This window comes from Streptomyces sp. NPDC002787 (assembly GCF_053592095.1).
Genome location: NZ_JBSFVC010000010.1, coordinates 1 through 24,117, shown reverse-complemented (window position 1 = coordinate 24,117; position 24,117 = coordinate 1). Strand labels below are relative to the sequence as shown.

Here is a 24,117-nt window from a genome sequence, read left to right as displayed (position 1 = left end):
CACGCCCCGCCAACGCCCCACCGTTCCAGGAGGCCGCCTTGCGAGGATCCCCCACCGACCGCAGGCCCACCCCACGCCCCAGACGTATCCGCAACACGGCGGTGGCCGCGGCCCCCGCCGTGTTGCTGCTGCCCTTGCTGGGAGCGGCCCCGCCCGCCACCCAGTCGTCCTCCTCCGCCCGTCTGCAGGGCGCCTTCGCCGCCGCGGCCGTCGAGTACGGCGTGCCACGCAGCGTCCTGCTCGGCGTGTCCTATCTCCAGTCCCGCTGGGACGCGCACGGCGGTGCGCCCAGTGTCACCGGCGGCTACGGCCCCATGCACCTCACCGACGCCCGGACGGCCCTGGCCGAAGCCCCGCACCACAGCGAGGGTGCGGAGGACGCGCGCGGCGACGATTCCCGGGCGCCTCTGGTGCCCGAGGCGGATCTGCCCGAAGGCTCCGAACTCCCGGTCCGGCTGCGGACATTGACGAAGGCCGCCGAGCTGACGGGCCTGCCCGCGGAAACCCTGCGCACGGACGCCGAGGCCAATGTGGCCGGCGGTGCCGCGCTGCTGGCCGCCGCTCAGCGGGAGCTCGGGGCGGAGCCGAGTGCCGATCCGGCGGCCTGGTACGGGGCGGTGGCCCGTTTCTCGGGCGCCGACGACCGGGCGACCGCGGCGGCCTACGCCGACGAGGTCTTCGCGGTAATCCGCGACGGCGCCGGGCGGATCACGGACGCCGGCCAGCGGGTGACGCTGGCCGGCGAGCCGGAGCTGCGCCCCGACACCGGGCAGCTGTCCCGAGCGGGGCTGCGCGCGGCGGCCGCGGCCGGCACGGAGTGCCCGACGACGGTGTCCTGCGAGTGGATCCCGGCGCCGTACAAGGAGTCCGGCGACAACGACTACGGCAACCACGACCTGGCCGACCGTCCGAAGTCGCAGCGCATCCGGTACATCGTCGTCCACGACACCGAGGCCACCTGGGACACCACCCTGCAGCTGGTCCAGGACCCGACGTATGTGTCGTGGCACTATTCGCTGCGCTCCACGGACGGGCACATCGCCCAGCACGTCAAGAACAAGGACGTGGGCTGGCACGCGGGCAACTGGTACGTCAACGCGGGGTCGATCGGCCTGGAGCACGAGGGTTTCCTCGCCTCGCCCGACGCCTGGTACACGGAGGCGATGTACCGCACGTCGGCCCGGCTGGTGAAGTATCTGGCCGACAGGTACGGCGTCCCGCTGGACCGCCGGCACATCCTGGGCCATGACACCGTGCCGGGACCGACGACGGCGACGATCCCGGGGATGCACACCGACCCGGGCCCCTACTGGGACTGGCAGCACTACTTCGAGCTGCTGGGCAAGCCGTTCGGCCCGACGTCCAACAGCAACAGCGCCCTGGTCACCATCCTCCCGAACTACCCCGACAACAGGCCCGAGTTCACCGGTTGCGTGAGCAGGGGCAAGCCCTGCGCGGTGCATGGTTCCAGCGCCGTACGCCTGTACAGCGAGCCCGACGTGACCTCGCCCCTGATCAAGGACATCGGTCTGCGGCCTGGGGGCGACGCCTCCACGATCGATGTGAACGACCTCGGTTCGCGGGTCTCCACCGGGCAGCAGTACGCGGTCGCCGGGCGGCAGGGCGACTGGACGGCGATCTGGTACCTGGGCCAGAAGGCCTGGTTCAGGAACCCGAAGAAGCAGCCGACGGCGGTCGGCGCGGCCGGTGTGGTCGTGACGCCCAGGAACGGGCTCACCGAGATCCTGGTGTACGGCCGTGCCTACCCGGAGGCGGGGGCATACCCGGCGGGCGTGCCCGCCCAGGCGGTCTCCCCGCTGCCGTACAAGCTCCTCAAGGGCCAGAAGTACGTCGCCGGTGACCGGGTGCCCGGCGAGTACTACTACGCCGTCTCCTTCGACACGAGCGGGCACCGGGTCGTGGTCGGCAAGGACCTCTACTACGAGATCCAGTTCGGCCACCGGGTGGCGTTCGTGCGGGCGGCGGATGTGCTGGTGCTGCCGACCGCGTGAGGACGGGGCCTCCGGACGACGAGGTTTCTGAGGACGAGACCTTCTGAGGGCACGAAGAAGGGCCGGGTGTGAACCCGGCCCTTTCTCGTCTTCTCTTCGTCCTTCTGCTCTCAGCCCTGCTGGAAGAGCTCCGCCGGAAGCGGCTTGAGCAGGGCGTACAGGTCGTCGGTGATCGGGCGGTCCCAGGCGGCGATCGTCACCAGGACGTTGTCGCTGCGGTCGAACTGGACGCAGGAGATCCGGGACTCGGAGAGCTTGAGACGGCGGACGATCAGGAGGTTGTCGCCCTGCATCACCGGGAGGTCCTCGGAGCCGACGACGGTGATGTCCTCCTCGTTCTCCAGCGCGATCAGCAGCTGGGCCACCTCGAAGGGGATCTCGCCGTCGGCGACCTCGCGCGCCGGGGAACCCTCCGGGAGGTTGCCGATGATCATGGCGGGGCCACGGCCGCCGTAGAGGTCGTAGCGCAGGAAGACGCCCTGGCAGCTGCCGTCGGGAGCGGGCAGCAGGCCGGCACCGAGATTGCCCGGCCAGTCGCCCGGGTCCATGGCCAGTACGTCGAAATCGGGCCCGGCGGGGGTGGCGCTGCGGCGGCGGAGGAAGGACATGCCGCCATGGTACGGCGTGCCGTCCGGCGGTGGAGCCGCAGAGTGTCCCGGCCCCGCGCTCCTGGTGGCGGGCAGCGCCTCCTCGGCCGTCAGCTCGCCATCTTCTTGTGCCGCTCGTGGTGGCGGGCGACACGGGCGCGGTTGCCGCAGGACGGCTTGCACCACTCCTGGCGGGGGTGCTCCTTGAGGAAGTAGCGCACACAGCGTGGCGCGTGGCAGGCGCGCAGCCGCTGTCGTTCCGGGCTCGCGAGGAAGGCCAGGGCGGCGCGGGCGAGCGTGGCGGTGAGGAGGTCCTCGCCGGTGACGGGCTGGTGGCGTACGACGGGTTCGGTGTCGGGGCCCCAGGAGAGCACCGGGACGGTCGGGGTCAGTGCGGCGGCCTCGTTGAGGCGCGCCAGGGCCTCGGGGACCGGCAGCAGCCGGGCGGCGTCGGCCGGGCTGGGCGCGCCGGGGCTGACGGCGCGGGCGAGGAGCGCCCTGACGGCGGCGCGGAGATCGCGTACGGCGGTGAGCGTGGCCTCGTCGGCGGTGAAGCCGGAGGTGCCCGGCAGGGCGTCCGGGTGCGCGTGGACCCAGGCCGTGAGCCCCGTGGGCTCGGTCAGGTCGTCCGCGATGCCACCGTTGCCGTCGTGGCGGACGGTCAGGGCGAGGTCCAGGGCGAGCCGCGCGTCCACGCTGATCGAGTACTCCATGATGCTAATGATAGGCGAGCCGCCATCCATTAAATGGAGGGGGATTGAATTTGAGGGGGATATTCCGGGGCGACCGCATTCCCGGCGGGGATGCGGGAGCTCTGGACAATTGCGGGGGAATTTTGGCACGGTGAGCCGAACCGGTCCGCAAATCGAACGCGTGGCCGATTCATCTGGGGGTTCAGTCGTGCCAGCCGCACATCTCGCACCGGACGTCGCCGCCTTCTACGCCACGCAGAGCACGTTCACCGATCCGGGCGAGCTCGCCCCGCTCTACGCCGACCTGCCGCGCGACGTGGCTCGACTAGCCCGCGTGGCAAGGGATCTGATGATCCATCGGGGCGAGGACGCCATGTTCCGCCACGCCCACCCGCAGGACAGGCTGCACAACGACGCCGAGACCCGCTACCTCGACGACATCCTGCGGATCGTCGTCGAGCGCGACGACGCGCCGCTGTCGCACCGCCGGGAGCCCGAGGACCGTTTCGTCGGCGTGTGCCGGGACTTCTCGCTGTTGCACTGCTCGCTCCTGCGCCATATGGGTGTGCCCGCCCGGCTGCGGTCCGGTTTCGCGACCTATTTCGGCAGCGACGGATTCCACTGCGACCACGTGGTCACCGAGTACTGGGACCCGGCCCGGGGCTGGCTGTTCGCCGACGCGCAGCTGACGGATCCGTTGATCGTCGACGCCTGGAAGATCGACTTCGACCCGATGGACGTCCCGCGCGACCGGTTCCTCGTCGCGGGCAAGGCCTGGCGGGCCATCCGGTCCGGGGAGGCCGACCCGGACGCGTTCGGTCTCCACCCGCCGGCGGAGGGACCGCTGCACGGGGAGTGGTTCGTGGCGGGGAACGTCCGGCTCGACCTCGCGGCCCTCAACAAGGTCGAGACGCTGCTGTGGGACATCTGGGGGACGGAGACCGAGGCGGGCCAGGAGCTCACGGACCCGGTCCGCGCGCTGTACGACGAGGTCGCGCCGGTCGTGGGCGACGAGGTCCAGTTCGCCGCGGCACGCGAGTGGTTCACGGGTCACGAGGGGCTGAGGACTCCGGGCACCGTGCTGTCGCTGGCCCCGTACAACGGCCCACGCGAGGTCGCCCTGCGCTGACGGCGGGCCGGGGCCGCGTGGCGTGCCCCGGCGTACCGTCAGCCGTACCTGGGCCGTCTCTCCCTGCGGTGAGAGCGGACCTCCTCCTGTGTGAGGGGCACCGACCTCCGTCCGACCCGTAAGGAGCATCAGGCTTGAACGTCGAGATCGACCCGCTCTTGCGCGACACCGCCGCCGGGATCGGGGCCGGCGTCCCCTACGCCCTGAAGGTGCTGGCGGGCCGGCTGGCGGACGACCCGGACATGGGCCGGTCGTCGGGACTGCCGGGCATCCTCACCGTGACGGTCGACGGCGACCTGTTCGAGGACTGCCCCGCCTTGGCGGTCGGCTACATCCGCGAGCCCGACCGGATCGAGATCCGGTACGCGAACCCGGCCCGCCCCGCCGAGCCCGCCGCGCCTGCCCAGGAAGAGGAGCGAGAGAAGGAGAGGCTCGCCGACCCCGCTGCCGACGCGATCATCGTGCGGGGGGTCGCCGACGCCTGGCATCGCATCACCCGCTGGCTCCGGCGCAATGCCCCCGACTCCTACGCCGCGCTCCGCGCCGGCGCCGGCCCCGCCGCCATAGCCGCTCTGGAGAGCGACCTCGGTGTTCGGATACCTGTCGAGCTGCGCGTCCTGTGGATGCTGACCGCGGGCGACGACGGGGCCGACGGCCGGGGCTGTCTGCCCGGCAACCGGGCTCTGATGACCCTGGACGCCGTGACCGCCGTCCACAGGCTGAAGACGGACTCCCAGGCCGACCAGGAGACCCGCAACGCCGGCCGCCCCGAAGAGGAGCGGATCACCGTGTGGAAACCGGCCTGGATCCCGGTCGTCGCCCTCGGCCCGGCCGACAACACCTCGGGGCTGTACCTGGACACCACGACCGGCCACCTGGGCCGCTGGTCCCGCTACGCCGAAGCCCCCGACGACGAACTCGACACACTGGTCACCTACTTGGAAGAGGCCGCCGACATGCTCGAAGCCCCGGCCCTGGCCACACGGGACAGGCCCGGCCTGGTCGATGGAACGCTCGTGTGGGGCAGCAGTGTCGACGCCGCGAGGGAAGAACGGTGGCGGCCACTGAGCGGCTGACCTCACACGGGGAAGCGCTGCCTCAGGGCGCTCCCCTCCCTGTCGGCGGGCGGCGGCCCCGCCCGCCCACCGACTCGACACGTCCGGCCGCTCAGGTCAGGTCGAACTCGCCCTCGCGGGCCCCCGAGACGAAGGCGCCCCACTCGGCGGGGGTGAAGATCAGCGAGGGGCTCTCGGGGCTGCCGCTGTTGCGCATGGCGATGAAACCCTCGACAAAGGCGATCTGGACATCCCCCCGCCCCTGGCTGCTCGACCGCCAGTCCGCGTTGCTGAGGTCCAGTTGCGCCGGCTTGTGCCAGCCGTTGAGCGATCGCTGCTCCATGGTGCTCTCGGCCACGTCCGTGCTCCTCCCGGTTCGTCGTCCGCCCGCCAGACTAGCGATCGACCTCCACCGCCGACAGGCCACGCGAGGGGGAGCTTCAGGAGGTGGGCGGCTCGGCGCCCACGAGCCACATCGAGAAGAACTGCGATCCGCCGCCGTAGGCGTGCCCGAGCACCCGGCGGGCACCCTCTACCTGGTGTTCTCCCGCCAACCCCCGCACCTGCAGCGCCGCCTCCGCGAAACGGATCATGCCGGAGGCGCCGATCGGATTGGTGGACAGCACCCCGCCGGACATGTCGACCGGAAGATCCCCGCCCAGTTCGGTGACGCCGGACTCGGTGAGTTTCCAGCCCTCCCCCTCGTCGGCGAAGCCGAGGTTCTCCAGCCACATCGGCTCGTACCAGGAGAACGGCACGTACATCTCCACCGCGTCGATCTCCCGCCGCGGGTCGGCGATGCCCGCCTGCCGGTACACGTCGGCCGCGCAGTCCCGCCCCGCGCGCGGCGACACGCTGTCCTTGCCGGCGAACAGCGTCGGTTCGCTGCGCATCGCGCCGCCGTGCATCCACGCGGCGGGGCGGGGTGCCCGGTCGGCCCCGGCACGGTCGGTGAGCACCATCGCGACGGCCCCGTCGGAGGACGGGCAGGTCTCCGAGTAGCGGATCGGGTCCCACAGCATCGGCGAGGCCTGGACCTTCTCCAGCGTGATGTCGTGCTCGTGGAGATGGGCGTACGGGTTCTTCAGCGCGTTGCGGCGGTTCTTGTACGCCACGAGGGAGCCGACGGTGTCGGGGGCGCCGCTGCGCCGCATGTACGCCCGGACGTGCGGGGCGAAGAAGCCGCCCGCGCCGGCCAGCAGCGGCTGCTGGAACGGGATCGGCAGGGACAGGCCCCACATGGCGTTCGACTCGGACTGCTTCTCGAAGGCGAGCGTCAGTACGGTGCCGTGGACGCGGGCGGCGACCAGGCTCGCGGCGACCAGCGCGGTCGAGCCGCCGACCGAGCCCGCCGTGTGCACCCGCATCATGGGCTTGCCCACCGCGCCGAGCGCGTCCGCGAGGTACAGCTCGGGCATCATCACGCCCTCGAAGAAGTCGGGCGCCTTGCCGATGACGACGGCCTCGATGTCGGCCCACGTCAACTCCGCGTCGTCGAGAGCCCGTCGGGCGGCCTCGCGGACGAGTCCGGCGATCGAGACGTCCCGCCGCGCCGCCACGTGCTTGGTCTGGCCGACCCCTACGACGGCCACGGGCTCCTTGCTCATCGCGGATCCCCTTCGAGTACGGCGACCAGGTTCTGTTGCAGACAGGGGCCGGAGGTGGCGTGCGCCAGCGCCCGGTCGGACTCGCCCCGGTGGATACGGGCGGCCGCCTCGCCGATCCGGATGAGCCCGGCGGCCATCACCGGGTTGGCGGCCAGGGCCCCGCCCGACGGGTTGACGCGCACGTCGTCGTCGAGCTCCAGCGCCTCGCGCAGGATCACCTCCTGTGAGCTGAACGGGGCGTGCAACTCGGCGGTGTCCACAGGCCGTTCGAAGGCTCCGGCCCGCTCGGCGGCGAGGCGTGTGGACGGCGAGTCGGTCAGCTCGCGTACGCCGATGCCGTGCGCTTCGATGCGATGGTCGATGCCGCGGATCCAGGCGGGCCGCTCGCACAGGTCCCGGGCCCGCTCCCCCGCCGCGAGCACCACGGCGGCGGCCCCGTCGCCGACGGGCGGGCAGTCGCCGGTCCGCAACGGCCATACGAGGTAATCGCCCTGAGGCACCGAACCCCTCAGCTGTGCGTGGGAGTTGGCGGCGGCGTCGGCACGGCTGCGCGCCCCGACGGCCGCCAGCGCCGACTCGTCCGTCCTGCCCGCGTCGATGAGCGCCTGGGCCTGGAGGGCGGCGAGGGCGACGGAGTCGGGCCACAGGGGTGCGACGTAGTACGGATCCAACTGCCGGGTCAGGACGTCCCGTACGGACCCGGGTGAGGACTTGCCGTACGAGTAGACGAGAGCGGTGTCGGCGTCCCCGGTCTGGAGCTTCACCCAGGCCTCGTACAGAGCCCACGCGCCGTCCATCTCGACGTGCGACTCGGAGATCGGCGGCCAGGCGCCCACGCCGTCGAGGGCGAGGGTGAAGGAGAAGGCGCGGCCGGCGAGGTAGTCGCTGGAGCCGGAACAGGTGAAGCCGATGTCGGCGGTCTTCAACCCGGTCCGTTCCAGAACCTGGTGGAGCACCGGCATGAGCATCTCCACCTCGGAGAGGTCGTCGCTGGTGCGCCGGTGGTCGGTCTGGGCGAAGGCGACGACGGCGATCTCCCGGTTCACAGCAGCTCCTTGAACGTGTCGTACTCGGCGTCCGGCTCGCCGGTGGGCCGGTAGTGGTCGGGGTAGCGAGCGCCTTCCGTCCACACGGGTTCGACGCGCAGGCCGATCCGCACCTGGTCGTAGGGGATGCCGGCGATTCGGCCGTGCAGGGCGAGGTCGGCTCCGTCGAGGGCGATGTGGGCGTAGACGTACGGGACTTCGATGTCCAGGTTCTTGGCCTTGATGTTGACGATGCAGAACGTGGTCACCGTGCCGCCCGGCCCGACCTCCACCTGCTCGGCCGTGGCCACACCGCAGGTGGGGCAGGCGCCCCTCGGCGGGACGTACACCTTGCGGCAGGACGGGCAGCGCTCGCCGACGTTGCGGCGCTCGGCGAGGGCGTTGATATAGCCGGTCTGGGCGCGGCCGGGCGAGTAGGTGTAGTCGAGACGGGCGGTGGCGACGATCCCGGTGATGGGGTCGACGAACTCGCCGCTGTGACCTGCCGGTTCCACCGGATCCCCGTCGTACGGCTCGAAGCAGGCGATGTCCGTGATGGCGCCGGAACGCTCCTCGGCCCAGCGGACACGGACGCGCATACCGGTGTGTACGGCTTCGGGGCCCGGGGCGTCGAGGGCGTGCAGCAGGGCGGTGTCGGCGCCGTCGTGCGTCACCAGGACCCAGGCGAAGGGGGTGGCGAGGGGCTGGCCGCGGCGCGGTTCGTGGTTCCAGGCCCAGGTGGTCACGGTGCCGGTGGGGGCGACCTCGACCAGATCGCGGATCTCCTCGGCGGTGACGGGGTCGTACTCGACGGGCGGCACGAGGACCCGGCCGTCACCGGTACGCACACCGAGGACGACGCGTTCGCGCAGCCCGGTGAGGAAAGCGCTCTGCACCGGCCCGAGGGAGCGGGTGAAAGGAAACTCAACGGTGAGAGGTGCCTTGAGAATTGCGGACATGGGGGCTTGCCTCCTTCAAGAAAGGGGGGCGACAGGCGCGCCCCTTAAGGGGCGCGGGGAGCGCGACCGACCACGGGCGGCCCGCAGCCGAAAACCGCTCTGCAAGCGGAGCACCTACGCCCGCTTGTAGACAGGCGGCCGCTTCTCGGCGAACGCCCGAGCCCCCTCCCTCGCGTCACCGGTGTCGAAGATCGGCCACCCCCGCTTCAACTCGGCGGCCAGCCCCTCCGCTTCGGTCATCTCGGCCGTCTCGTACACGGACGCCTTCACGGCCTCCACGGCCAGTGGCCCACACGCGTTGACCTGCTCGGCGATCTCCAGAGCCTTCGCCAGAGCCGTGCCGTCAGGCACGACATGCCCGATCAGCCCGATCCCGGCGGCCTCACGCGCGCTGTACGGCCGCCCCGTGAGCAGCATCTCCAACGCGTGCGTGCGCGGAATCTGCCGCTGGAGCCGGACCGTGGAGCCACCGATCGGGAAGAGCCCGCGCTTGACCTCGAAGAGCCCGAACGTCGCCGACTCCCCCGCGACGCGGATGTCCGTGCCCTGGAGGATCTCGGTGCCACCGGCGACGCAGTGGCCCTCGACCGCGGCGATCACCGGTTTGCGCGGCCGGTGGTGGCGGAGCATCGCCTTCCAGTGCAGATCGGGGTCAGCCTTGAGCCGGTCCCGGTACTGCTGGCCCTCCATTCCCTTACCCGCGAGGGCCTTGAGGTCCATCCCGGCGCAGAAGGCACCGCCGGCTCCCGTGAGGACGATCGAGCGGACCTCGTCGTCCTCGTCGGCCTCGACCCAGCCGTCGTACAGACCGACGAGCATCGGCAGCGAGAGCGCGTTCTTGGCCTCGGGCCTGTTGAGCGTGAGCACCAGTGTGGCGCCTTCGCGCCGCACGGTGAGGTGTTCGGTGCCGCTCATCCGGTGTCCTCCGTCCGCAGGAAACGAGAACAGGTTGCAGGAGGCGGGTCGGCACTTCAAGGGTTTTCTGACAGACAGTCAGATTTCTGTGCGTGGCCTCTTCACAGTTGTGCCGCCCTTTGCTCTGATGACCGGCAACCGAGGGGCAGCGAGGTCAGGAGGAGCGCGGTGGAGTACAACCTTGCCGACCTGTTCGAGTCGGTCGTCGACGTCGTCCCCGACCGGGCGGCGCTCGCGTACCTCGACATCCCCGGTACGGGCGCGGACCGCCGGCTCACCTACGCGGAGCTGGACGCGGCGGCGAACCGGATCGGCCACCACCTGCTCGACAGCGGGATCAGGCCCGGTGAGCACGTGGGGCTGCACCTCTACAACGGCGTCGAGTATCTGCAGACCGCGCTCGGCTGCCTGAAGGCGCGGATCATACCGGTCAACGTCAACTACCGGTATGTGGAGGAGGAGTTGGTCTACCTCTACCGGGACGCGGATCTGGTGGGCCTGGTCTTCGACGCGGAATTCACCGAGCGGGTGGCGAAGGCGCGACCACGGACGGAGAAGCTGCGGCATCTGGTGCGGGTGGGGACCCCTGCGCCGGACGCGCCCGCGCTCGACGTCGTGGACTTCACCTGGGCCGAGGCGTCCGCGTCGCCCGAGCGCGGCTTCCCGGCCCGCTCGGGCGACGACCAGTTCATCATCTACACCGGTGGTACGACGGGCATGCCGAAGGGGGTGATGTGGCGTCAGGAGGATCTGTTCTTCTCAGGGTTGGGCGGCGGCGCACCGACCGGCGAGCCGGTGAAGGCCCCGGAGGAGCTGGCCGATCGGGTCGCGGCCGGCGGTGACGGGATCACGTTCTTCCCCACGGCCCCGCTGATGCACGGCACGTCCACGCTGACGGCGTTCATCGGGTTCAACTTCGGCCAACGGGTCGTGATCCACCGCAAGTTCGTGCCCGAGGAGGCCCTGCGGACGATCGAGCGGGAGAAGGTCACCAGTGTGTCCCTGGTGGGCGACGCGATGCTGCGCCCGCTCATCGACGCGCTGAACGGCCCGATGAAGGGCACCGACTGCTCGTCGCTGTTCAGCGTGTCGTCCTCCGGCGCGATCATGTCGGAGACGGTCCGGCGGCAGTTCCAGGCCCTGGTGCCGAACGCGATGCTGCTGAACAACTTCGGCTCGTCGGAGTCGGGCTTCAACGGCACGGCGACGGAGGACTCGGGCGCGGGCGACGGTTTCCGTATCCGCGTGCACTCCCGTACGCAGGTCGTGGACCCGGCGACGTTCGAGCCGGTCCCGGTCGGTGTGCCGGGACGGGTCGCGCAGCGCGGCCATGTCCCCCTCGGCTACTACAACGACCCGAGGAAGAGCGCCGAGACCTTCTTCGAGCGGGACGGTGAGCGCTGGGTTCTCCTCGGTGACATGGCGACCGTCGACGAGGAGGGTGTCGTCACCGTCCTCGGCCGGGGCTCGCAGTGCATCAACACCGGGGGCGAGAAGGTGTATCCGGAGGAGGTCGAGCAGGCCCTCAAGGCCCATCCCGACGTGTACGACGCGCTGGTCGCCGGGGTGCCGGACGCCCGCTGGGGCAACCATGTCGCGGCCGTGGTCCAGCTCCGCGAGGGTGCCGCCCGCCCCTCCCTGGAGGACATCCAGACGCACTGCCGCACCCACCTCGCCGGCTACAAGATCCCCCGTCAGCTCGTCCTCACCGACACCATCCAGCGCTCCCCCAGCGGCAAGGCGGACTACCGCTGGGCGCGGTCGGTGGCGGTGGCGGCGGAGGGCTGAGCGCCCGGCAGCCGACCCGGGCTCAGGGCCCGGCGAGGAAGGCGGTCACCCGTCGTACGAACCCCTCCGGGTCGTCGAGCCACGGGAAGTGCCCGCCGCCGGGCTGGACCGTGAACCGGGAGTCGGGGAACAGGGCGGCCGCGCTGCGGGCCAGGTCGGGGGTCGGACCGGTGTCGAGTTCGCCCGCGTACACGAGGACGGGCGCCGGCAGTCCGGCGAGGGCGGCCCGGGTCGCAGGTGGGTCGTAGGCACCGGCCGAGCCGTACACGGCGGCCGCCGCGTCGTTGGTCTGCTGTTCCTCGGCGGCCATGTGCGCGCGGGCCGTGTCGTCCCAGCGGCCGTAGAAGAAGGGCATCATGGCGTCGTCGAAGGGGCCCCGGCCGGTCCAGGCCGCCTCGAAGGCCGGATACGCCTCGGCGAACCACGGTTCCTCCTCACGCAGGCGGGCGGCGGCGAGGCGGTCCTCGACGGTCACCGGCAGGCCCACCGCCCAGGGCGTGGCGGTGATCAGCGCCAGGCGGGACATCCGCCGCGGGAACCGGGCCGCGTAGAGCATGGCGAGGTTGCCGCCGGCCGAGTGGGCGAGGAGGTCCATGCGCTCAAGGCCCAGGTGGGCGCGGAGTGCCTCCACGTCGTCGACCTGCCGGTCGCAGCGGTAGGTCGCCGGGTCGGCCGGTGTCGCCGAGTCGCCCGTACCGCGCAGGTCCAACAGGACCAGGCGGCGGTGGGCGGTCAGCCCGCCCAGGTCGCCCAGGTAGGCGGAGGCGCGCATCGCGCCGCCGGGAAGGACGACAAGGGGGTCGCCCTCGCCCCGGAGGTGGTAGGCGAGTTCGGTTCCGTCGGATGCGGTGAAGGTCGGCATGGCGTCGATCTTCATGTCGGGCGTCGGCCACCGCAACGGAGTACACCGGCGCGGCGGCGATCAGTCCCTCAGCGAACCGGTCAGGCCTCAGCGAACCGGTCAGGCCTGCGCGAACCGGTCCCGCAACTCCCGCTTGAGGATCTTTCCGCTCGCGTTGCGCGGCAGCTCGTCCACGAACAGCACCTTCTTCGGCGCCTTGAAGTGGGGGAGCTTCTCGCGGGTGTGGGCGACGAGTTCGTCCTCGGTCACCTCGCCCCGGCGTACGACGACCGCCGTGACGGCCTCGATCCAGTGGTCGTCGGGCAGGCCGATGACCGCCACCTCGGCGACCTGGTCGTGGGTGTAGAGCGCGTCCTCGACCTGGCGTGAGGCGATCAGTACGCCACCGGAGTTGATGACGTCCTTCACGCGGTCGACGACGGTGTAGAACCCGTGGGCGTCGCGCACGGCGAGGTCACCGGAGTGGAACCAGCCGTCGCGGAAGGTCTCGGCGGTCTCCTCCGGCTTCTCCCAGTAGCCCTCGCAGAGCTGCGGCGACTGGTAGACGATCTCGCCGGGGGTGCCGTCGGGCACCTCCTCGCCGTCCTCGTCGACGACCTTGGCCTCGACGAACATGACGGGTCGCCCGCAGGAGTCCATCCGGCCCTTGTGCTCGTAGGGGCCGAGGACCATGGACAGCGGGCCGATCTCGCTCTGGCCGAAGCAGTTGTGGAAGGCGAGCTCGGGCAGGCGTTCCCTGAGCCGTTCGAGGACGGGCACGGGCATGATCGAGGCGCCGTAGTACGCCTTGCGCAGGCCGCTGAGGTCGCGGGTCGCGAAGTCGGGGCGGTTGGAGAGGGCGATCCACACCGTGGGCGGCGCGAAGAGGCTGTCGGCGCGGCCCTGCTCCACCAGGTCCAGGATCCGGTCGCCGTCGGGTGCGTCGAGGATGGTGTTCGTGGCGCCGACCGCGAGATAGGGCACCAGGAAGACGTGCATCTGCGCGGAGTGGTACAGCGGCAGGGAGTGCACGGGCAGGTCCCCGGCCTGGAGGTCGAGGGCGGCGATCGCGCTGAGGTACTCGTGCACCAGCGCGCGGTGCGTCATCATCGCGCCCTTGGGCAGCGCGGTGGTGCCCGAGGTGTAGAGGAGCTGGACGAGGTCCTCGGCGCGGGGTTCCTCGCCGTCGTACGGCTCCGTGGCGGTGAGCCGGGCGAGGAGTGAGTCGTCCGCGTCGCGCAGCGGCAGGGTGCGGGTGCCCTCGGGGAGGTGGTCGGCGAGGTCCGGGTCGGTGAGGACGAGCGTGCTGCCGGACTGGTCGAGGAGGTAGGACAGGTCGTCGCCGGTGAGGTTCTGGTTGACCGGTACGTGGACCAGACCGGCGCGGGCGGCGGCAAGGAAGGCGATCAGGTAGGCGTCCGAGTTGTGGCCGTAGGCGGCGACCCGGTCGCCCGGCCGCAGTCCGGTGTCGCGCAGGACGCGGGCGGCGCGGGAGACGGCGTCGTCCAGCTCGGCGTAGGTCCAGGACCGTTCGCCGTAGCGGATCGCGACACGGGCCGGGGTCCGCCGGGCGCTGCGCCGCAGTGTCCCGTCGACCGTCACGCTGCGACCAGCCGTCATGTTGTCCGCTCCTTCGTCCACGGTTCTGACGCGATCCTCGGTCCGTCGCGCGAGCCAGGTCAAGCACACCACCCGCGTGGCCGGAATCCGGCACACATGGCGTGAAGTGGCTCAACTTCCGCCCTTGGGGCGCGAGTCAACCAGAGGGGAAGATCCATCACACACATGGACTACGCACGCTCGTGTTGACACGCTCAACCGTCCTTTCCCTCGCTGATGTTGGGAGGCTCCATGCGCACCCGCCTGAGACAGCTCGTGGTCTCGGCCGTCGCCCTGTTCACGGCCTCGGCCGTACTGCCGTCGGCCACCGCCGCCGACGACGAGCGGGCCCGTGACCGCCGCACGGCCCACGGTGGTCTGTCCGCCGTGATCCGCTACACCGAGTACGGCGTTCCGCACATCGTCGCGAAGGACTACGCGAACCTCGGCTTCGGCACCGGTTGGGCGCAGGCCGCCGACCAGGTGTGCGTGCTCGCCGACGGGTTCGTGACCGTGAAGGGCGAGCGCTCCCGCTACTTCGGGCCCGACGCGGCGCCCGACTTCTCGCTCTCCTCCGCCACCAGGAACCTCACGAGCGACCTGTACTTCCGGGGCGTCCGGGACGCGGGCACGGTGCGGCGGCTGATGGACCAGCCCGTGCCGCTCGGGCCGAGCCGCGAGGCCGAGGACCTGATGCGGGGCTGGGCGGCCGGCTACAACGCGTGGCTGGAGAAGAACCGGATCACGGACCCCGCATGCAAGGGGGCCGCCTGGGTGCGGCCGGTCACCACGCTCGACGTGTTCTCCCGCGCGTACGCCCTCGCCGTGCTGGGCGGCGAGGGGAGGGTGGTGGACACGATCACCACCGCGCAACCGCCCGCCTCTGGCACCGCTGCGGGCACGGCCGCCGTGCCGGACGCGAGGACCGCCGCCCGGGCCGCGAGCGAGTTGTTCGACGCCGGCAACGCGGACATGGGTTCGAACGCCGTCGCCTTCAGTGGCGACACCACGGCGAACGGCCGCGGTCTGCTGCTGGGCAACCCGCACTACCCGTGGGCCGGCGGCCGCCGCTTCTGGCAGGCCCAGCAGACGATCCCCGGTGAGCTGAACGTCTCCGGCGGGGCACTGCTCGGCTCGCCGATCACCCAGATCGGGTTCAACGCGAAGGTCGCGTGGAGCCACACCGTCGCGACCGGTGTCCCCATGAACCTCCATCAGCTGACCCTGGACCCGGCCGACCCGACCACGTACCTGGTGGACGGCGAGCGGGAGCGGATGACGAAGCGGACCGTCACCGTCGGCGTGAAGGACGGCTCCCCGGTCACCCGCGCCCAGTGGTGGACGCGGTACGGCCCGGTCGTGACCTCGCTCGGCGCCGACCTCCCGCTGCCCTGGACGGCCGGCACGGCGTACGCCCTCAACGACCCCAACGCGGCGAACATCCGCTTCACCGACACCTCGCTGGGCTTCGCGCGGGCGGGCGGCACCGCGGACGTCCTCACATCACTCGCCCGGCACCAGGGCCTGCCCTGGGTGAACACCGTCGCCGCCGACTCGGTCGGGCACACCCTCTTCACCCAGTCGCAGACCCTCCCCCGGATCACGGACGAGCTGGCGGCCCGCTGCTCGACACCCCTGGGCAAGGCCACCTATCCGTCGGCGGGTGTCGCCGTCCTGGACGGGTCCCGCGCCGACTGCGCGCTCGGCAGCGACGCCGACGCCGTGCAGCCGGGGATCTTCGGACCCGCGAGGATGCCGACGCTGAAGGACGCGCCGTACGCGGAGAACTCCAACGACAGCGCCTGGCTGGCCAACGCGGACCAGCCGCTGACCGGGTACGAGCGGGTCTTCGGCAACGTGGGCACGCAGCGGTCGATGCGGACGCGGGGCGCGATCGAGGACGTGGCGGCGATGGCGGACCGGGGCGGCCTCACCGTCCGGGACCTCCAGCGGCAGCAGTTCGCGAACCGGGTGCCCGCGGCCGATCTCACCGTCGACGACGTGGCGCGGGCGTGTGCCGCGCTGCCGGGCGGCACGGCGACGGGCAGTGACGACGAGGTCGTCGACGTGTCCGAGGCGTGCGCCGTGTTCAAGGCCTGGGACCGGACCACCGACACCGACAGCCGGGGCGCGCTGCTCTTCGACCGATTCTGGCGGCGGCTGAACGCCGTGGTGCCGCGCGAGCAGTTCTGGAAGGTGCCCTTCTCGGCCGCCGACCCGGTCAACACCCCGAACACGCTGAACACCGCCGCTCCCGGCTTGGCCACGGCGCTCGCCGACACGGTGAGGGATCTACGGGCGGCGGGCGTGGCGCTCGACGCGAAGCTCGGCGACCACCAGTTCGTCGTACGGAACGGCCGGCGCATCCCGGTGTCCGGCGGCACGGAGGCGCTGGGCGTGTGGAACAAGATCGAGTCGCCGTGGCGCCCCGCCGAGGGCGTCTACCCGGAGGTCTCGTCGGGTTCCAGCCATATCCAGGCGGTCGGCTGGGACGGCGGCCGCTGCCCGGTGGCCCGCACGCTGCTGACGTACTCGCAGTCCTCGAACCCGAACTCGCCGCACCATCTCGACCAGACGCGGCTGTTCTCGGCGGAGAAGTGGGTGACGTCCCGTTTCTGCGAGAAGGACATCCTGTCCTCGCCGAAACTGAGGGTGGTCCGTGTGAGCCAATGAGCGAAGGGATGTGGTGCCGCCCCGCCCGGGGGCGGCACCATGCCTTTGGCATATAACCGTTCCTCATGAGGAGGCCACCCGGTGGCGCAGGACTCGTTACGTCCCCCGACGGATTCGACCACCAAGATCGACACGACGGTGCCGCACTCGGCCCGTATCTGGAACTACTGGCTGGGCGGCAAGGACAACTACCCGGTCGACCACGCGGCGGGCGACGCCTTCCGCGCGGTGTTCCCCGGCATCACCGACCTGGCCCGTGACTCCCGGGCCTTCCTCGGCCGGGCGGTGACCTTCCTCGCCCGTGAGGCCGGGATACGCCAGTTCCTCGACATCGGCACCGGCCTGCCGACGGCGGACAACACGCACGAGATCGCCCAGCGGGTGGCCCCGGACGCGCGGATCGTCTACGTGGACAACGACCCGCTGGTCCTCACCCACGCGCGGGCGCTGCTCAGCAGCACCGCCGAGGGGGCGACGGACTACATCGACTCCGATCTGCACGATCCCGAGACGGTCCTCCGTGAGGCGACCAGGACCCTCGACCTCTCCCGGCCCGTGGCGCTGACGTTGATGCAGGTGAGCGGGCACATCGCGGACTACGACGAGGCCCGCGCCATCGTCGGCGCCCTGTTGGCCGCCCTGCCGTCGGGGAGTTACCTCGCGTTCAACGACAGCGTCGACACGAACGAGGCCAACGCCGAGGCCACCCGCCGCTACAACGAGAGCGGCGCGGCCCCCTACTGCCTCCGCAGCCCGGCCCGACTCGCCGGTTTCTTCGACGGTTTGGAGCTGCTGGAGCCGGGCGTCGTGCCGCTGAACGACTGGCGTCCCGATCCGGCGGCGGCCTCCCGGCCGCGCGAGGTGATCGCGGTGGGCGGGGTCGCACGCAAGCCGTGAGGTCCACGCGCGAGCCTGAGGCCCAGGCGCACCGGCCGTCGAAGGGGCCGGCACCGGCCGTCCCGTCACGTCGACCGGTGCTCGGACACCTCACACCGTCCGCTCACGCCCCTCCCAGTACGGCTCCCGCAACCGCCGTTTGTAGAGCTTGCCGTTGGGATCGCGCGGCATCGCCTCGGTGAAGTCGACGCTCTTCGGGCGCTTGTACCCGGCGAGTCGACGGGCGCAGTGGGCGAGGATCTCCTCGGCCAGCGCCGGCCCCGGCGTGAAGCCGGGGGCGGGCTCGACCACGGCCTTGACCTCCTCGCCCCAGTCGTCGTGCGGGATACCGAAAGCGGCGGCGTCGGCGACGGCGGGGTGGGTGAGGAGGGCGGCCTCGATCTCGGCGGGGTAGATGTTGACGCCGCCGGAGATGATGAGGTCGATCTTGCGGTCGCGCAGGAAGAGATAGCCGTCCTCGTCGATGAGGCCGAGGTCGCCGACGGTGAAGAAGTCGCCGATGCGGTTCTTCCGCGTCTTGCCCTCGTCCTTGTGGTACGAGAAGCCGCCGGTGCTCATCTTCATGTAGACGGTGCCGAGTTCGCCGGGCGGCAGCCGGTTGCCGTCGTCGTCGAAGACCGCGAGTTCGCTGATCGGCCAGGCCTTGCCGACCGTGCCGGGCTTCTTCAGCCAGTCCTCGGCGGTGGCGAAGGCGCCACCGCCCTCGCTGGCCGCGTAGTACTCCTCGACGCACTCGCCCCACCACTCGATCATGGCCCGCTTCACATGGTCCGGGCAGGGTGCGGCGCCGTGGATGGCGTGCCGCATCGACGACACGTCGTAGCGGGCGCGCACCTCCTCGGGCAGCGCGAGGAGCCGGTGGAACTGGGTGGGGACCATGTGGGTGTGCGTGCAGCGGTACGCGTCGATGAGGCGGAGCATCTCCTCCGGTGTCCACTTGTCCATCAGCACCAGCCGGTGCCCGATGTGCAGGGACGCTCCCGCGAACTGCAGGACGGCCGTGTGGTAGAGCGGTGAACACACCAGGTGCACGTTGTCGTCGAACGGCCGGATGCCGAAGATGCCGAGGAAGCCACCGAGGTAGGACTCCTCGGGGAGGTTGCCGGGCAGCGGGCGGCGGATGCCGCGGGGGCGGCCGGTGGTGCCCGAGGTGTAGTTCATGACCCAGCCGAGGGTGCGCTCCTCGGGCACCGACTCCGGCTGCCCGTCGAGGAGTTCGGCGTACGGGCGGAAGCCCTCGACCGTGCCGACCGCGTAGCGTTGGCTGCCGGGCAGCTTCGCCTCGTCGGCGGCGTGCCGTGCGGCGTCGGCGAACCGTTCGTGGGCGATGAGCACCTTGGCGCCGGAGTCGGAGACGATCCAGGCGATCTCGGGGCCGACGAGGTGGTGGTTGACGGGGACGAGGTAGAAGCCGGCCTGGGTGGCGGCGAGGTAGGCGGTGAGGAACTCGACGCTGTTGGGGAGGACGACCGCGAAGGCGTCGCCCCGTTCCAGTCCGGCCGCGCGCAGTCCGTGCACCAGGCGGTTGGTCTCGGCGTGCAGCCGCCCGGCGGTCCACACCTCGCCGTCGGGGGCGATGAGCACCGTGCGGTCGGGGTCGGCGGTGGCCTGGGCCCAGAAACCCTGGGGAGGCCGGCCATGGGGTGCTTGGCCTTGGGAGGCTGGGCCTTGGGGCGCTCGGCCTTGGTTGGCTGGGCCTTGGGGCGCTCGGCCTTGGTTGGCTGCGCCTTGGGGCGCTGGGCCTTGGTTGGCTGCGCCTTGGTGGGCTTCGCTCACTGTCCCTCGCTCCTTCCGGCGATCCGGTTGATGCGGTCCACGGCCTGCTCGAACCCGCGGGTGAGGTCGTCGAACACGGCCTGGACACTGCGTTCGCTGTTCATCCGGCCGACGATCTGCCCGACCGGGGTACCGAGCAGCGGCTCCACCTCGTACTTCTGGATGCGTGAGACCGCCTCGGCGACGAGCAGGCCCTGGAGGGGCATGGGGAGGGTGCCGGGCCCGGCGGGGTCGTCCCAGGCCTCGGTCCATTCGGTACGGAGCTGGCGCGCGGGTTTGCCGGTGAGGGCGCGGGAGCGGACGGTGTCGCCGGAGCCGGCGGCGAGCAGTTTCTCGATCAGCCGGGGCGAGGGCAGTTCGGCCTCGGTGGTGGTGAGCCAGAGCGAGCCGAGCCAGACGCCCTGGGCGCCGAGCGCGAGGGCGGCGGCCACCTGCTGTCCGCTGCCGATGCCGCCGGCGGCGAGGACGGGCAACGGGGCTACGGCGTCGACGACCTCGGGGGTCAGCACCATGGAGGCGATCTCACCGGTGTGCCCGCCGGCCTCGTAGCCCTGGGCGACGACGATGTCGATGCCGGCGTCGGCGTGCTTGCGGGCGTGGCGGGCGCTGCCGGCGAGCGCGGCGACGAGGACATCCTGTTCGTGGGCGCGGTCGATGACGTCGGCGGGGGGCGAGCCGAGCGCGTTGGCGAGCAGCCGGACGGGGTAGTCGAAGGCGACGTCGAGCTGGGTACGGGCGACCTGTTCCATCCAGCCCGTGATGCGCCAGCCGGAGGCCTCCCCCTCGGCGAGTTCGGGCACGCCGTACTGGGCGAGGGTGTCCTTCACGAACTGCCGGTGCCCCTCGGGGATCATCGCCTCGACATCGGCCTCCGTGACACCTTCGACCTTCTTGGCCGGCATCACGACGTCCAGCCCGTACGGCTTGCCGTCGACGTGGGCCTCGATCCAGTCGAGGTCGCGCTTGAGGTCGTCGGGGGCCGTGTAGCGGACCGCGCCGAGCACGCCCAAGCCGCCGGCCCGGCTGATGGCAGCGGCGACGGCGGGGAACGGCGTGAAGCCGAAGACGGCGTACTGGACTCCGAGTTTGTTGCTCAGCTCCGTCTGCATGGTGCGCAGGATGCCGTAGTCCTCCGGACGAGGGAAGAGGTTTTCTGATGCTCCGTCAGATTTGGTGGGCGGGTGCCTGGGGGGGTGCCTGGGGATGTGCCACGGGGCGGTTCGGCGGCTGCGGGTTTGTGGGGGCTCGGCGTAGTTCCTCGCGCCCCCTTGGGGCGTGGGTGGCACGGGTGTTGACTGTTTCCAGGCGACTCCAGGGAGGCTTCGCGATGACCGGTGATGCGATGGGTGAGCTGAGCCGCCGTCAACTGGGTGAACGCTTCCTGGCTCTGGGCGGCGCCCTCGCCGTCGCCCCTTTCCCCGCCGGACCGGCCGCCGCCTCCCCCTCCGCCGGCGGCGCTCGGCCGACCCTGCGTCGCGGGTCTCCCGAGCGGGCCGGCCTGCTGTCAGAGCATCTGGACCGGCTCGTGACCGACGCCGAGGCGTTCCTGGGGCCCTCCCCCAAACACCCCTGGTACGCGGGTGCCGTGTTGCTCGCCGGGCGGGGTGGGACGGTGGCGTTGCACCGGCCCATCGGGATGGCGGTGCGGTACTCGGCGTACGACGAGGGGACGGACACGGGGGTCAAGTTTCCGGCGGAGCGGCAAATCCCGATGGCCGAGGACACCGTCTTCGACCTCGCCTCGGTGTCGAAGCTGTTCACATCGATCCTCGCGGTGCAGCAGATCGAGCGGGGCGCGCTGGAGCTGGAGGGGAAGGTCGCCTCGTATCTGCCCGAGTTCGGTGCGGCGGGCAAGCAGGACATCACCGTGCGCCAACTCCTCACGCACACCTCGGGGTTCCGTGCCTGGATCCCGCTGTACAAGGAGCCGACGTACGAGGGAAAGCTCCGGCTCATCTGGAACGAGGCACCACTGAACCCGCCGGGCACGAAGTACCTGTACTCCGACCTGAACCTGATCTCGCTGCAACTCGTCCTGGAGGAGATCACCGGGCGCCCTCTGGACCAGTTGCTCCGGAGCGAGATCACCGATCCGCTCGGGATGCGCCGCACTCGCTTCAACCCTCCGGCCTCCTGGAAGCCGGGGATCGCGGCGACCGAGGACGCGCGTCTCCCGTGGTCCGGCCTCGACCGTGGTCTGGTGTGGGGTCAGGTGCACGACGAGAACGCCTTCGCCCTCGGCGGGGTCGCGGGCCATGCCGGTGTCTTCTCCTGCGCCTGGGACCTGGCCGTCCTCGGGCGCACCCTGCTCAACGGAGGCGTCTACGGCAGGGCCCGCATCCTGGAGGCCGAGTCGGTGGAGCTGATGTTCACCGACTTCAACACCGCGTTCCCCGGCGACGAGCACGGGCTGGGCTTCGAGCTCTACCAGCACTGGTACATGGGCGCGATGGCCACCCCGCGCACCGCCGGACACACCGGCTTCACCGGCACCTCGCTCGTCCTGGACCCGACCACCGACTCGTTCCTCGTCGTCCTGGGCAACTCCGTGCATCCGGTGCGCAGTTGGCGCTCCGGCTCCGCACCCCGGGTCGCCGCGGCGAACAACCTCGCCCGGGCCGTTCCCGTACGCCCCACCCATGGCCGAAGCTCCTGGTTCTCCGGCATGGCGACGGCGACCACGGCCACGCTCGCCCTCCCGCCGCTCGACACCACCACCGGCACCGCCGGGCGGCCCCGCCTGCGGTGCGCTCTCTGGTGGGACACCGAACCCCGATCCGACGCCCTGTTCCTGGAGACCTCCACCGACGGCGGAGGCACCTGGCAGCCGGCCCCCTTCATGACCGTACGCGGCGAGGGCACCCCTCAGGAGCATCCGTCCGGCTCGGTCACGGGCTGGTCGGGCCGGGTATGGCACCGGGTCGCCGCGGTTCTGCCGCAGGCCGCCGGACTCACCGTCCGCTGGCGGTACACGACCGATCGGCAGTACGTGGGCCGCGGCGTCTACGTCGACGACCTGCGCATCGAGGCGGGCGGCCAGGCTCTCTTCGACGAGTCACGTCCGGCGGACGCGGGGCGGATCACCGCGGTGGGCTGGACCGCCGCCACCGACTAGGCGAGCCGACGCCTGTGCCGCTCCGCCGCGCGCGACGCCGCGGCGCCGACAGTGGCTCGGCAGTCGTATGCGATCGCCCCCTCCCCCGGCACGGCCGACGTCGCTTGGGTACTGTCGGGGAAGCAGATCCGGAACCGTCAACGATGGAGTCACGCGTGAGGGTGGGCTGGTACGTGCGCGCGGGAGGTGCCCTGGGGCACCTGCTGCTCGTCGCCGTGCTCGCTCTGGGCGTCTTCGCGATGCACGGCATGGGACACCCCAGCGACTCCGCGCACTCCACCCTGAGCACCGCGCCGCACTCGGCGGCGACGGGTGGGACGGCTTCGGGCCACGACGCCAGGAGCGTTCCCGGCGACAGAGCCGTCGGCGGCCACGCCCCGGACATGTCGGATTCCACGCCCTCGCCCGGGTCCTCCATGGCCATGGACATGGAGTCCCTCTGTGTGGCGGTCCTCTTCGGCGCGTGGGTGGTCATCGCGCTCTCCAAGTCGGCGCCCAGCCGTCACCAGGAGTGGCTGACCCGGCTTCTCGCCCAGGTCGCCGCCGTCGCTCGACCCGAACCCCCGCCCAACGGACCCGATCTCACCCGTCTGTCAGTTCTGCGGCTGTAGGCCGAACCGCTCTCGCGGGCGCGCGCCACGCGCGGCCCCGCGGCTTCGCCTGCTCCCGAACAGCCAAAGAACCCACACACGAGGTGAATCGACATGACCGCCTACACGCATGCCCCGCGCCGCAAGCACGTCCGCCGCGCTGCCGTCGCGGGCGCCGCCGCAGCCGGCGCCCTGTTCCTCTCCGCCTGCGGCGGCGACATGAGCGACATGGATCACGGCAGCGGCAAGAGCTCGACGTCCGCGACCGACGAGGCCGGATCCGCGGGCTTCAACGACGCGGACGTCATGTTCGCGCAGATGATGATCCCGCACCACGAGCAGGCGCTGGAGATGGCCGGGCTCGCGGACGACCGGGCCTCCGACACGGAGCTCAAGGACATCGCAGGGAAGATCGAGAAGGCCCAGCGCCCCGAGATCGAGACGCTGAAGGGCTGGCTGGAGGCTGGAACAGGCCGACCGACGCCGAGACCATGCCCGGCATGGAGCACGGCGACGGCGACGGCATGATGTCCGACTCGGGCATGGAGCACCTGAAGGGCATGAAGGGCGCCGACTTCGACAAGATGTTCGCCGAGATGATGATCGAGCATCACAACGGCGCCATCGGCATGGCCCAGGACGAGCAGAAGAAGGGCGAGAACGCCGACGCCATGAAGATGGCGGGCGACATCGTGAAGGGCCAGTCCGACGAGGTCGAGCAGCTGAAGCGCATCCTCGACCGGCTCTGACCACCCGCGCCGCGAGCCGATCGGTCGGCGGGCGGGGCCCCACCCGTGGCCCGGCCCCGCGCCCCACCCCCACCGCCCAGGGGCCGGGACGGGGCGGCAGAAGGGGAG

The 24,117-nt window shown here is 71.3% G+C and carries 19 protein-coding genes and 1 pseudogene; 9 read left to right on the top strand and 11 right to left on the bottom strand.

Features of this window, described 5'->3' with window-relative positions:
* The first annotated feature begins 38 nt into the window (after positions 1–38).
* Complete coding sequence (locus tag ACWD26_RS15515) at positions 39–2,012, top strand: N-acetylmuramoyl-L-alanine amidase (RefSeq protein ID WP_451270154.1); 1,974 nt, start codon at positions 39–41, stop codon at positions 2,010–2,012.
* 110 nt (positions 2,013–2,122) lie between these two features.
* Here the strand turns inward: ACWD26_RS15515 and ACWD26_RS15510 are convergent, their stop codons facing one another.
* Positions 2,123–2,620, bottom strand: coding sequence for a hypothetical protein (locus ACWD26_RS15510; RefSeq protein ID WP_451270152.1), 498 nt, complete (start codon positions 2,618–2,620; stop codon positions 2,123–2,125).
* Between the two features lie 89 nt (positions 2,621–2,709).
* Positions 2,710–3,312 (bottom strand): CGNR zinc finger domain-containing protein, encoded by a 603-nt coding sequence (locus ACWD26_RS15505; RefSeq protein WP_451270150.1) that lies wholly within the window; start codon positions 3,310–3,312, stop codon positions 2,710–2,712.
* A 187-nt stretch (positions 3,313–3,499) separates the two neighbouring features.
* Between ACWD26_RS15505 and ACWD26_RS15500 the strand changes: the two genes are divergently transcribed.
* A complete protein-coding gene (locus tag ACWD26_RS15500) occupies positions 3,500–4,420 on the top strand; it encodes a transglutaminase-like domain-containing protein (protein WP_451270148.1) in 921 nt (306 codons plus the stop codon).
* A 134-nt stretch (positions 4,421–4,554) separates the two neighbouring features.
* Entirely contained in the window at positions 4,555–5,496 is a 942-nt protein-coding gene (locus ACWD26_RS15495; protein ID WP_451270146.1) for a hypothetical protein, read from the top strand.
* A gap of 91 nt (positions 5,497–5,587) precedes the next feature.
* Here ACWD26_RS15495 and ACWD26_RS15490 read toward each other — a convergent pair whose 3' ends face one another.
* The 5 genes from ACWD26_RS15490 to ACWD26_RS15470 all read right to left on the bottom strand — a co-directional run bounded on the left by ACWD26_RS15490 (position 5,588) and on the right by ACWD26_RS15470 (position 9,981).
* The gene (locus tag ACWD26_RS15490; protein WP_451270144.1) at positions 5,588–5,833 is read right to left on the bottom strand and encodes a DUF397 domain-containing protein; all 246 of its coding nucleotides are present in this window, start codon (positions 5,831–5,833) and stop codon (positions 5,588–5,590) included.
* Between the two features lie 82 nt (positions 5,834–5,915).
* The gene (locus ACWD26_RS15485) at positions 5,916–7,082 is read right to left on the bottom strand and encodes a thiolase domain-containing protein (RefSeq protein WP_451270142.1); all 1,167 of its coding nucleotides are present in this window, start codon (positions 7,080–7,082) and stop codon (positions 5,916–5,918) included.
* On the bottom strand, positions 7,079–8,128 hold the full coding sequence (locus tag ACWD26_RS15480; protein ID WP_451270140.1) for a thiolase domain-containing protein: 1,050 nt from the start codon (positions 8,126–8,128) through the stop codon (positions 7,079–7,081). Before ACWD26_RS15480 ends, ACWD26_RS15485 begins: the two co-directional genes overlap by 4 nt.
* Positions 8,125–9,066, bottom strand: a complete 942-nt coding sequence (locus tag ACWD26_RS15475; protein ID WP_451270138.1) for a Zn-ribbon domain-containing OB-fold protein — start codon at positions 9,064–9,066, stop codon at positions 8,125–8,127. The genes ACWD26_RS15480 and ACWD26_RS15475 overlap by 4 nt, the downstream gene beginning before the upstream one ends.
* A 114-nt stretch (positions 9,067–9,180) precedes the next feature.
* Positions 9,181–9,981, bottom strand: a complete 801-nt coding sequence (locus ACWD26_RS15470; RefSeq protein WP_451270136.1) for a crotonase/enoyl-CoA hydratase family protein — start codon at positions 9,979–9,981, stop codon at positions 9,181–9,183.
* Positions 9,982–10,149: 168 nt separating this feature from the next.
* On the opposite strand from ACWD26_RS15470, the gene ACWD26_RS15465 reads away from it, so the two are divergent.
* Positions 10,150–11,769 carry an acyl-CoA synthetase gene (locus tag ACWD26_RS15465; protein ID WP_451270134.1) on the top strand — a complete coding sequence of 540 codons (1,620 nt, stop codon included), beginning with the start codon at positions 10,150–10,152 and terminating at the stop codon, positions 11,767–11,769.
* Between the two features lie 22 nt (positions 11,770–11,791).
* Here ACWD26_RS15465 and ACWD26_RS15460 read toward each other — a convergent pair whose 3' ends face one another.
* Together ACWD26_RS15460 and ACWD26_RS15455 are read right to left on the bottom strand one after the other, a co-directional pair.
* Complete coding sequence (locus tag ACWD26_RS15460) at positions 11,792–12,631, bottom strand: alpha/beta fold hydrolase (RefSeq protein ID WP_451270132.1); 840 nt, start codon at positions 12,629–12,631, stop codon at positions 11,792–11,794.
* A 99-nt stretch (positions 12,632–12,730) separates the two neighbouring features.
* Positions 12,731–14,230: an acyl-CoA synthetase gene (locus tag ACWD26_RS15455; protein WP_451270130.1), complete on the bottom strand. Its 1,500-nt coding sequence runs from the start codon at positions 14,228–14,230 to the stop codon at positions 12,731–12,733.
* Positions 14,231–14,461: 231 nt separating this feature from the next.
* Between ACWD26_RS15455 and ACWD26_RS15450 the strand changes: the two genes are divergently transcribed.
* Entirely contained in the window at positions 14,462–16,882 is a 2,421-nt protein-coding gene (locus ACWD26_RS15450; RefSeq protein WP_451270128.1) for a penicillin acylase family protein, read from the top strand.
* 81 nt (positions 16,883–16,963) lie between these two features.
* Positions 16,964–17,779 carry an SAM-dependent methyltransferase gene (locus ACWD26_RS15445; RefSeq protein ID WP_451270126.1) on the top strand — a complete coding sequence of 272 codons (816 nt, stop codon included), beginning with the start codon at positions 16,964–16,966 and terminating at the stop codon, positions 17,777–17,779.
* Between the two features lie 90 nt (positions 17,780–17,869).
* Here ACWD26_RS15445 and ACWD26_RS15440 read toward each other — a convergent pair whose 3' ends face one another.
* Positions 17,870–19,363: an acyl-CoA synthetase gene (locus ACWD26_RS15440; RefSeq protein ID WP_451270124.1), complete on the bottom strand. Its 1,494-nt coding sequence runs from the start codon at positions 19,361–19,363 to the stop codon at positions 17,870–17,872.
* 188 nt (positions 19,364–19,551) lie between these two features.
* On the bottom strand, positions 19,552–20,664 hold the full coding sequence (locus ACWD26_RS15435) for an NAD(P)H-dependent flavin oxidoreductase (RefSeq protein WP_451270122.1): 1,113 nt from the start codon (positions 20,662–20,664) through the stop codon (positions 19,552–19,554).
* A 218-nt stretch (positions 20,665–20,882) separates the two neighbouring features.
* Here ACWD26_RS15435 and ACWD26_RS15430 point away from each other — a divergent pair, with 218 nt between their 5' ends.
* The 3 genes and pseudogenes from ACWD26_RS15430 (at position 20,883) to ACWD26_RS15420 (ending at position 24,009) form a co-directional block, all read left to right on the top strand.
* Positions 20,883–22,670 (top strand): serine hydrolase, encoded by a 1,788-nt coding sequence (locus ACWD26_RS15430; protein ID WP_451270120.1) that lies wholly within the window; start codon positions 20,883–20,885, stop codon positions 22,668–22,670.
* A gap of 155 nt (positions 22,671–22,825) precedes the next feature.
* Entirely contained in the window at positions 22,826–23,281 is a 456-nt protein-coding gene (locus ACWD26_RS15425) for a DUF6153 family protein (protein WP_451270118.1), read from the top strand.
* Positions 23,282–23,374: 93 nt separating this feature from the next.
* Positions 23,375–24,009 (top strand): annotated as a pseudogene (locus ACWD26_RS15420) (DUF305 domain-containing protein).
* The last annotated feature ends 108 nt before the right edge of the window (positions 24,010–24,117 follow it).

Coding starts and splice junctions, on each gene's coding strand:
- ACWD26_RS15510 (WP_451270152.1), bottom strand. CDS start 2,620: ATGTCCTTCCTCCGCCGCCGCAGCGCCACCCCCGCCGGGCCCGATTTC.
- ACWD26_RS15505 (WP_451270150.1), bottom strand. CDS start 3,312: ATGGAGTACTCGATCAGCGTGGACGCGCGGCTCGCCCTGGACCTCGCC.
- ACWD26_RS15485 (WP_451270142.1), bottom strand. CDS start 7,082: ATGAGCAAGGAGCCCGTGGCCGTCGTAGGGGTCGGCCAGACCAAGCAC.
- ACWD26_RS15475 (WP_451270138.1), bottom strand. CDS start 9,066: ATGTCCGCAATTCTCAAGGCACCTCTCACCGTTGAGTTTCCTTTCACC.
- ACWD26_RS15470 (WP_451270136.1), bottom strand. CDS start 9,981: ATGAGCGGCACCGAACACCTCACCGTGCGGCGCGAAGGCGCCACACTG.
- ACWD26_RS15460 (WP_451270132.1), bottom strand. CDS start 12,631: ATGCCGACCTTCACCGCATCCGACGGAACCGAACTCGCCTACCACCTC.
- ACWD26_RS15455 (WP_451270130.1), bottom strand. CDS start 14,230: ATGACGGCTGGTCGCAGCGTGACGGTCGACGGGACACTGCGGCGCAGC.
- ACWD26_RS15450 (WP_451270128.1), top strand. CDS start 14,462: ATGCGCACCCGCCTGAGACAGCTCGTGGTCTCGGCCGTCGCCCTGTTC.
- ACWD26_RS15435 (WP_451270122.1), bottom strand. CDS start 20,664: ATGCAGACGGAGCTGAGCAACAAACTCGGAGTCCAGTACGCCGTCTTC.
- ACWD26_RS15430 (WP_451270120.1), top strand. CDS start 20,883: ATGACCGGTGATGCGATGGGTGAGCTGAGCCGCCGTCAACTGGGTGAA.